This window comes from Chamaesiphon sp. OTE_20_metabat_361, from assembly GCF_031364565.1.
In genome coordinates, this window is record NZ_JANLWO010000466.1 from 1 (window position 1) to 8,141 (window position 8,141).

Here is an 8,141-nt window from a genome sequence, read left to right on the forward strand (position 1 = left end):
CCTCGCACCACCATTTCCCACCGTTCTAGTCGGTAAAGGCGTCAATACTCAAGCCTACGGTAATGCCGTCACACAAGTATTTATCAGCCAAAATCCCCAAATTCAGACAGTCAAAACTGGCGATACTCAAGTCCGCACCCAAGTAGAGACGATCGCCAACGATTTAGGTGGTAAATTAACTCAGCATCTCAGTAGCGATGCCATCCAAAGAATCGGTCAATATAGTGATAGAGATCGATCGAATTGGAAAGCACAAATTAATAAATTACATCTAAGCGAACGCGCCTTAATCGAGCTAACCAATGCCAAATATCGGTCGATTACTGAATATTCGGCTCAGAAATTGGGACTGGGATTCGATCGATTTCTCACAACCCCAATGGGGCAAATCTATCTCGCCACCATGTTCGACCGAGTTCAAGCGATTGGGGCACAACAAGCGATGTCGGAAATTGTTTTTCCTGTCGGTGGCAATAACGGTACAGTCAGCGGCACACTCCAACCGGGAGTAGGTAAAGTGTACATAGCTAGTTTAGCTGGCGGTCAAGATATCGCGATCGATATTCAAGCCGACTCACCTACTAAGCTCTCAATTTATCCACCCACGTCCAGGCTTCCCGCCATCCTTACCACCGCTTCAACTAATAATTGGTCTGGTAAAACTAGTGTTAATGGCTATCATGAATTTGTCCTAGTTTCGCAGAGCGATCGACCGTTTGCCTACAAGTTAAAACTTACCGCTGCCGATCTAAAACCGACTCCCAATTATCTCAAGCCTACATCTAGAGAGCGTCTCGATCGCGATAAAAAATCGTTCTGGTAAAACCAATATTGCGATCGCTAAATAAGAAGTAAATAATTAGGTAGGTGCAATTATTTATGAAATAGGTTGTGCCTGAAACCTAGTCGGTGGGCACTGCCCACCCTACTTTTCTATCCACTATCCACTATTCACTATCCACTATCCACTATTCACACTATCCCCTATCCACTATCCACTACCAATTTACCTATTCAACTTATCAACGTCCCTTTCGACAACCGTTGAAAACTAGTCATGGGAGCTGGGAAATCAGAGCGGGGATAATTATTACACTGACAGATGGTGCGGGGAGATCCTATCAAGGCGAGATCGCACCGATACCGTGGTTTGGTTCAGAATCGATCGAGCAGGCACTATCCTGGTGTCAACAGCTCGGCGATAAGATTACTACCGCCCAAATTTATCGAATCCCCGATACTTTACCCGCCTGTCAATTTGGGTTTGGGAGTGCCCTCATTGCTTTCGATCCTCAGCCGTCAATTGCGGTATCGCCTCTGGATATGAGCGCGTTGCTCCCTTCAGGAACGGCAGCAATCGAGCGATTACAGGCTTTGTCTGCCCAAGGATACTCCACCTTCAAATGGAAGATTGGCGTACTGCCGATCGCCCAGGAGATGCCAATCTGGAGACAATTAATCGCAGCTTTACCCGCTGCTGCCAAACTCCGACTCGATGCCAATGGTGGTTTAACTTATCCCCTCGCCGAGCAGTGGTTAGAAACTTGTAGCCAGGAAGCGCGGATCGAATTTATCGAGCAACCGCTGGGCGTAGATGAGATCGATCGGACGATCGAATTAGCCCAAAAATATCATACCCCGATCGCCCTAGATGAATCTGTCGCGACCTGCGATCGGATCGAAGCCGTCTACGCTGCTGGGTGGCGCGGTATTTATGTCATCAAGCCAGGAATCGCCGGATTTCCGTGGCGGTTAGGCGATTTCATCGCACGTCACCAGCTCGATGTAGTTTTTTCATCAGTGCTGGAGACTAGCGTAGGCAAAACTGCCGCTCTCCAATTGGCATCGACGTTGAAACTCAGCCGCAGCATGGGGTTTGGTGTAGATGAATGGTTTAGCGAGATCGCTCGATAGCTTCTCGAAATTAGATCGGTTTGGTAGAGCCATTATTTTTAGTAAAGAACAAGTTTTCGTTTACAACATGGAGAAATTATGGAACAGGTATTTATAGAAGAAGAAACTTTTGACAAAATAGATTTCACTCAAAACCCATTGTGCAAAGGTGAGTATGAATATTGCACCTTCCTCAACTGCGATCTTTCATATGCCGATCTTTCCGAGTTTAAATTTTTGGAATGTGAATTCTCAGGCTGCAACCTCAGCTTGGCAAATCTTACTCAAACAGCATTGAAAGATATTAAATTTAAAAGTTGCAAAATGTTAGGGCTGAATTTTGGTGACTGCAATGAATTTGGATTTGCAGTGAGCTTCAATACCTGCATACTCGATCGCTCTTCGTTTGTCGATACAACATCGCCTACGAAGAAGCGGGTCAAACTCAAGCAGACAATATTTAAAAACTCTCAACTTTATGAAGTAGACTTTACCGAATGCGATCTTAGCTCTGCCGTATTTGATGACTGCGATTTGACGGGAGCGATGTTTAAAGACACGGTTCTGGAAAAAGCTGACTTGCGGACTGCGATTAATTACTCAATCGACCCCGAATTAAACCGCATTAAAAAAGCTAAGTTCTCTCGATCGGGTATAGCAGGACTATTGGATAAATACGACATTCAAATAGAAATTCAGTAGTCCACGAGATCGATTTTTTAGATAAGATCGAAATTCGTTACTTGTAGATCGATACCATGAGCGAAACTAATACCAATCCCAGCGCACTGCATACACTCAATCCACTCAATCGGTTTTCAGATCGAGCAGCCGATTATGTCAAATATCGACCGAGCTACCCCGCCGCAGTCATTGACACCATTTTGGATGGGTTAGATGCGGCAACGATTGTCGCCGCTGATATTGGTGCAGGTACGGGCATTTCTGCGCGGTTGTTAGCCGAGCGCGGTGTCCGAGTACTCGCCATCGAGCCGAATGCCGCGATGAGCGCGGCGGCAAAACCGCATCCCTTGGTAGAATTTCGCGATGGCAAAGCCGAGGCGACGGGGATTGAGGATGATTCAGTCGATTTAGTCACCTGTTTTCAAGCTTTCCACTGGTTCGATCCGACACCGACTTTACTAGAGTTTCAGCGCATTCTCAAATCGACGGGACGGTTAACATTGGTTTGGAATAATCGGGATAAAGAAGATGCTTTTACAACTGAATATAGTAACTTAACCGTCTCTGGATCTGTCGATCCAGCGATTCACAAACGCTCTGACTCGGCACAACCACTGTTAGTTAGTCCACATTTTACCAATGTCCGATTAGCTACTTTTGCCAATTATCAAGAATTGGATTTAGCCGGATTAATCGGGCGGGTGCGGAGTAATTCTTACACCCCAAAGGAAGGAACCTTGCTAGATCGACTGATACTAGACCTAGAGCAGTTGTTCGATCGCTTTCAAAATGATGGTTTTATTTGTCTCAAATACTCTACTAGCCTACATCTAGCTTCCTGCGACAACAAAAATATTTAGCTTCAGTGTGGGCATACTGAAAGTAACCATTCATCTACTATGTAGCCACTGGGCTACGGCTAGTTTTTCTGAAAGTTCCGGATATTTGCGGAAAACACGTAGAAATAGTGTATCTGAATATGATGCTAGCGATGGTGAGTAGTTATAAACATCGCCTCTTCACAATCTCAATATATGTCTAAGGTTTTAATTGCTGCTGGAATTGGGTGGAGTTTCATCGCTATATCTGCCGTCAGTTGTAGCTCCAAATCTCCTACTGCAAAGATCGATCTAGCACCGATGGCTGTCGCCGAGCAGACAGCACCCGGACAAAACCTCGATCGATTACCGATCGTTATCCCATCCACAGCGCCGATCGGTAGTCCAGATGTCAAAACTGTCACAGTTAGCTCTCCTGCGCCAGTACCTGATGTCAACTCATTGAACTCGATCGCAGATTTGGCTCGAAAACCAGCTACCGAGCTTGCCAACCTGCAATTGAAATCGGATGCAGCACCTCAAGATCCAATCGCCGACGATCTTCAGCCTACTCACTCGGAAGATGTCGGTAATATTGCCGCTCGTTCTCCCAAAAATGCTATTTGCAAATCCTTTCCGTGTCTAGTTTTAAGCAAAGCTCCCAGCCATCCCTATAGTAAATTTCAGAACCCTATTTATCAATTGACAGCCTATCGAAACAAAACATCAAGCTCTACCTTTCAACTCGATGCTGTTAGTGGCAGAGGATTTACGCAAGCTAGAAATCGTTATCAAAGCCAGACAGAAGCACCATTACCAGATGGTTCTTATTCGATATCAGCGCGAGTAGTTGCTGGCACTATTGCTGAAGTCGGCGGTACGATGGTACCGATTTTTCCCAAGCCTGGTTTCGATCGCCGGATGAGACGCACTGCTCTGGGTATTCACTGGGATCCAAGTTTTAATAAAGATAAAAAAGAAGATGGTACATCGGGTTGTATCGGACTCACAACCAAAAAAAACTACCAGCGAGTGAGAGATTTTATTCTCACATATCGTCCGCGATCGCTCGAAGTCCGAATCGATCGCGGACCTTCCTCACAATTTCCTCAAATTCTCAGTCTAGACTAAAATATCATCGCCACTAGAGGACTGAATTATGCTCGGTACCGCTCCCACATTGATGACCGAAATAGCTCGCGATCGAGCGTTTATTCTGTGGTTTGATGAAGTTGGTATCGACGATCTCCCGCTGGTGGGTGGTAAAAATGCCTCACTGGGAGAAATGATCGGGCAACTTGCGTCCAAAGGAGTGAATGTGCCGAATGGATTTGCCAGCACTGCGGCGGCTTATCGCTATTTTATTGCCCAAGCAGGTTTAGAGCCTAAACTTCAGCGGATTTTTGCCGACTTGGATGTCGATAATCTCCAAAATCTGCGCCAGATTGGCGAACAGGCGCGATCGTTGATGTTGAATGCGCCGTTCCCGCAAGAATTAGAACTAGCGATCGCGAATGCTTATACCCAACTTTGCGATCGATATGGCTCTGGTGCAGATGGCGATCTCCTCGCCCCAATTCACACCGATCTAGTCGAATGTCTGCATCATACCGACGTAGCGGTGCGATCGAGTGCTACCGCTGAAGATTTACCCGATGCTAGTTTCGCCGGACAACAGGAAACTTATTTGAACGTCCACGGGGTCAAGCAGGTGCTTGAAGCCTGTCATAAATGCTTTGCCTCGATTTTTACCGATCGAGCGATTTCCTACCGGGCAACGCGGGGATTCGACCATCTAAATGTGGATCTCTCGGTGGGAGTCCAAAAGATGGTGCGATCGGATTTAGCTGCTTCAGGAGTGATGTTTTCGATCGATCCCGAAACCGGATTTAGGAACGCGGCTTCCATCTGTGCGGCTTATGGCTTGGGTGAAAATGTCGTCCAGGGCGCGGTAAATCCTGATGAATTCTTGGTGTTTAAACCCACGCTCGCCGATGGTTTTCGCCCGATTCTCCAAAAACGGCTGGGGAGTAAAGCGATGAAGATGGTTTACGATGTGGGCGGATCGAAACTGACCAAAAACGTGCCCGTTACTGAAGCCGATCGTGCTAAATTCGCGATCTCGGATGATGAAATTCTCACATTGGCGCGGTGGGCGGTAATTATTGAGGATCATTATTCAGCCGTGCGGGGCATATATACGCCGATGGATATCGAGTGGGCAAAAGATGGTGAAACCGGACAGCTATACATCGTTCAGGCGCGTCCCGAAACAGTCCAGTCCCAGAAATCCGCCAATATCCTCCGCAGCTATCGGTTCACATCGCCTCACCAATCTACCATCCCTGCTCTGACGATCGGGAGCGCAGTCGGCGAACGCATCGGGCAAGGATCGGCACGGGTAATTTTTGATGTCCATCAAATCGCCCAATTCCAGCCGGGAGAAGTCCTGGTGACAAATAAAACCGATCCAGACTGGGAGCCGATTATGAAAAAGGCGGGCGCGATCGTCACCAATCAAGGCGGACGTACCTGTCATGCGGCGATTATTGCCAGAGAAATGGGGATTCCGGCGCTCGTTGGCTGTAGTGATGCGACTACGGCGATCTCCACAGGGCAAGCGGTCACTGTTTCCTGCGCCGAGGGTGACATCGGGCGAGTAGATGATGGCTTGTTGCCATTTGAAGTCATCGAGACCCAATTGAGCCAGTTACCGCCCACCCACACCCAAATCCTGATGAATGTCGGCAACCCCGATGCCGCGCTGGGACTGGCGGCGATTCCTTGCGATGGTGTCGGTTTAGCACGGTTGGAGTTTATTATTGCCAACCAAATCAAGGTGCATCCTTTGGCATTACTAAATTTCGATCTGCTCGCAGATGCAACTGTCAAACGCGAGATTGCCAAGCTGACGTTGGGCTATCCCCACAAGCCAGATTTCTTTGTCGATAAACTAGCACATGGCATCGCCACAATTGCCGCAGCCTTTTATCCTCGTCCCGCGATCGTGCGGATGTCCGATTTCAAGAGCAATGAGTACGCCAACCTGTTAGGCGGTCGTCAATTTGAACCCCATGAAGAGAATCCGATGATTGGCTGGCGCGGCGCTTCGCGCTACTATGACCCCACCTATCGAGCTGCTTTTGCGCTGGAATGCCAAGCATTGAAGCGGGTGCGTGAAGAAATGGGCTTGATGAATATCATTCCGATGATTCCCTTCTGTCGAACCCCCGCTGAAGGTCGCCGCGTCTTGGCAGAAATGGCTGCCAATGGCTTAGTGCAGGGTAATGGGCTAGAAGTCTATATGATGTGCGAAGTACCCAGCAACGTCATCCTGGCGGCTGAATTTTCCCAAATCTTCGATGGTTTCTCGATCGGCTCGAACGATTTGACTCAGTTGACATTGGGACTCGATCGCGATTCAGAACTAGTATCCCACATTTTTGACGAGCGCAATGAAGCGGTGATGGCGATGGTCAAAATGGCAATTGCTACCTTCAGAGCCAACGGCAAGAAAATCGGCATCTGCGGACAAGCCCCCAGTGACTATCCAGAATTTGCCCGCTTTCTAGTAGAACAAGGTATCGATTCGATCAGCCTCAATCCCGATTCGGTGATTAAAACTCGCCTAGAAATTGCGCGGGTAGAAGCTAGTTTGAGCGAGATTGGCGGCCGATCCGCTTAGTCATGACACCCATGATAAATAGCACAACCCAAGTGTCAACATTTCGATCGGGCGTTTCGATACTTTACTCAATCGGGTAACGTCTCCTTCAGGAGAAAGCCAAACAATTTCAGGATAGTAGTGGGACGACACGACTAAAACTGTGGGTAAAGCGATCGTTCAAAATATTGCTAGTTGTATTTTTCAGCGTTCTGAATGCCCACAGTTTTAGTCGTGTCGTCCCAGTAGGGTGGGCAATGCCCACCACATAGATCGTATGTAATTCTAGTGTTTAAAATAATTATGCCGACTTACTTAATACCGATCGTTTGTGAATAAACTACCCGATCTTTTCAAGAAATCGGATATCCACAACTGAATCCTACAATTTAAACCGCTGCGATTGCCAGTGGATCGGGAATAGTCGCCGATGGAGCTAAAAATTCACCCGTTATCACAAACTCTAAACGCAGTTTCAACCACGTAATAAACTGTTTATTAGTAGAGATAATTCCTGTAGCTGGCTGGGGAATTTTAGCCTTGATACTAGCTAATTCTGGAGCATCCAAAAAAGCTGGTCGATCGATAATCCAAAAGTCAATTTCTTTCTTTTGTTCTTGATAATTGCGAATCCGCTCTGAAAACACTTCATCGAGATCTTCTTCCTCTCTCAGAAATCTTTGACTGGCGACTAGGTAGTAGTAGGTTTTCATATTAGGTTTTAGGTTTTAGGTTTTAGGGGGGAAAGGGGAAAGGGGGAAAGGGGAAAGGTAATGAACAATTCTTCATCTCCCAGTCTCCCATCTCCCATCTCCCATCTCCCATCACTAGTAAATAACTCCAAACATAGCGGCTTTCATTTCGCGAATGGCGCGATCGATCCCGACGAGTACCGATCGACTGATGATACTGTGGCCGATATTTAATTCTTCCATACCGGGTAGCAGCGCGATCGGGCGGACATTCCAATAAGTCAGTCCGTGTCCCGCATTCACCCGCAAACCAGCCGCGATCGCCAGTTCGCAGCCTTGGGCTAAATTTGCCAGCTCCTGCTCCACCTGAATTGGCTCTCTAGCCTCCGC

7 protein-coding genes and 1 pseudogene are annotated in these 8,141 nt (G+C 47.4%); 6 read left to right on the forward strand and 2 right to left on the reverse strand.

The window, feature by feature from the left end; translation table 11 throughout:
• The 6 genes and pseudogenes from RMO35_RS13635 to ppsA form a co-directional block, all read left to right on the forward strand.
• A pseudogene (locus RMO35_RS13635) lies at positions 1 to 823 on the forward strand (serine/threonine protein kinase); the annotation flags it as partial.
• A gap of 170 nt (positions 824 to 993) precedes the next feature.
• The gene (locus RMO35_RS13640; RefSeq protein ID WP_309741851.1) at positions 994 to 1,914 is read left to right on the forward strand and encodes an o-succinylbenzoate synthase; all 921 of its coding nucleotides are present in this window, start codon (positions 994 to 996) and stop codon (positions 1,912 to 1,914) included.
• 78 nt (positions 1,915 to 1,992) lie between these two features.
• The gene (locus RMO35_RS13645; RefSeq protein ID WP_309741845.1) at positions 1,993 to 2,595 is read left to right on the forward strand and encodes a pentapeptide repeat-containing protein; all 603 of its coding nucleotides are present in this window, start codon (positions 1,993 to 1,995) and stop codon (positions 2,593 to 2,595) included.
• Between the two features lie 56 nt (positions 2,596 to 2,651).
• Positions 2,652 to 3,437: a class I SAM-dependent methyltransferase gene (locus RMO35_RS13650; RefSeq protein ID WP_309741846.1), complete on the forward strand. Its 786-nt coding sequence runs from the start codon at positions 2,652 to 2,654 to the stop codon at positions 3,435 to 3,437.
• A 174-nt stretch (positions 3,438 to 3,611) separates the two neighbouring features.
• On the forward strand, positions 3,612 to 4,526 hold the full coding sequence (locus RMO35_RS13655) for a hypothetical protein (RefSeq protein WP_309741847.1): 915 nt from the start codon (positions 3,612 to 3,614) through the stop codon (positions 4,524 to 4,526).
• Positions 4,527 to 4,554: 28 nt separating this feature from the next.
• Positions 4,555 to 7,080, forward strand: a complete 2,526-nt coding sequence (gene ppsA, locus RMO35_RS13660) for a phosphoenolpyruvate synthase (protein WP_309741848.1) — start codon at positions 4,555 to 4,557, stop codon at positions 7,078 to 7,080.
• A 368-nt stretch (positions 7,081 to 7,448) separates the two neighbouring features.
• Here the strand turns inward: ppsA and RMO35_RS13665 are convergent, their stop codons facing one another.
• Positions 7,449 to 7,772 (reverse strand): MgPME-cyclase complex family protein, encoded by a 324-nt coding sequence (locus RMO35_RS13665; RefSeq protein WP_309741849.1) that lies wholly within the window; start codon positions 7,770 to 7,772, stop codon positions 7,449 to 7,451.
• A gap of 114 nt (positions 7,773 to 7,886) precedes the next feature.
• On the reverse strand, positions 7,887 to 8,141 hold a 255-nt coding region (locus RMO35_RS13670; RefSeq protein ID WP_309741850.1), incomplete at its 5' end, for a pyridoxine 5'-phosphate synthase.

Coding starts and splice junctions, on each gene's coding strand:
- RMO35_RS13645 (WP_309741845.1), top strand. CDS start 1,993: ATGGAACAGGTATTTATAGAAGAAGAAACTTTTGACAAAATAGATTTC.
- RMO35_RS13650 (WP_309741846.1), top strand. CDS start 2,652: ATGAGCGAAACTAATACCAATCCCAGCGCACTGCATACACTCAATCCA.
- RMO35_RS13655 (WP_309741847.1), top strand. CDS start 3,612: ATGTCTAAGGTTTTAATTGCTGCTGGAATTGGGTGGAGTTTCATCGCT.
- ppsA (WP_309741848.1), top strand. CDS start 4,555: ATGCTCGGTACCGCTCCCACATTGATGACCGAAATAGCTCGCGATCGA.
- RMO35_RS13665 (WP_309741849.1), bottom strand. CDS start 7,772: ATGAAAACCTACTACTACCTAGTCGCCAGTCAAAGATTTCTGAGAGAG.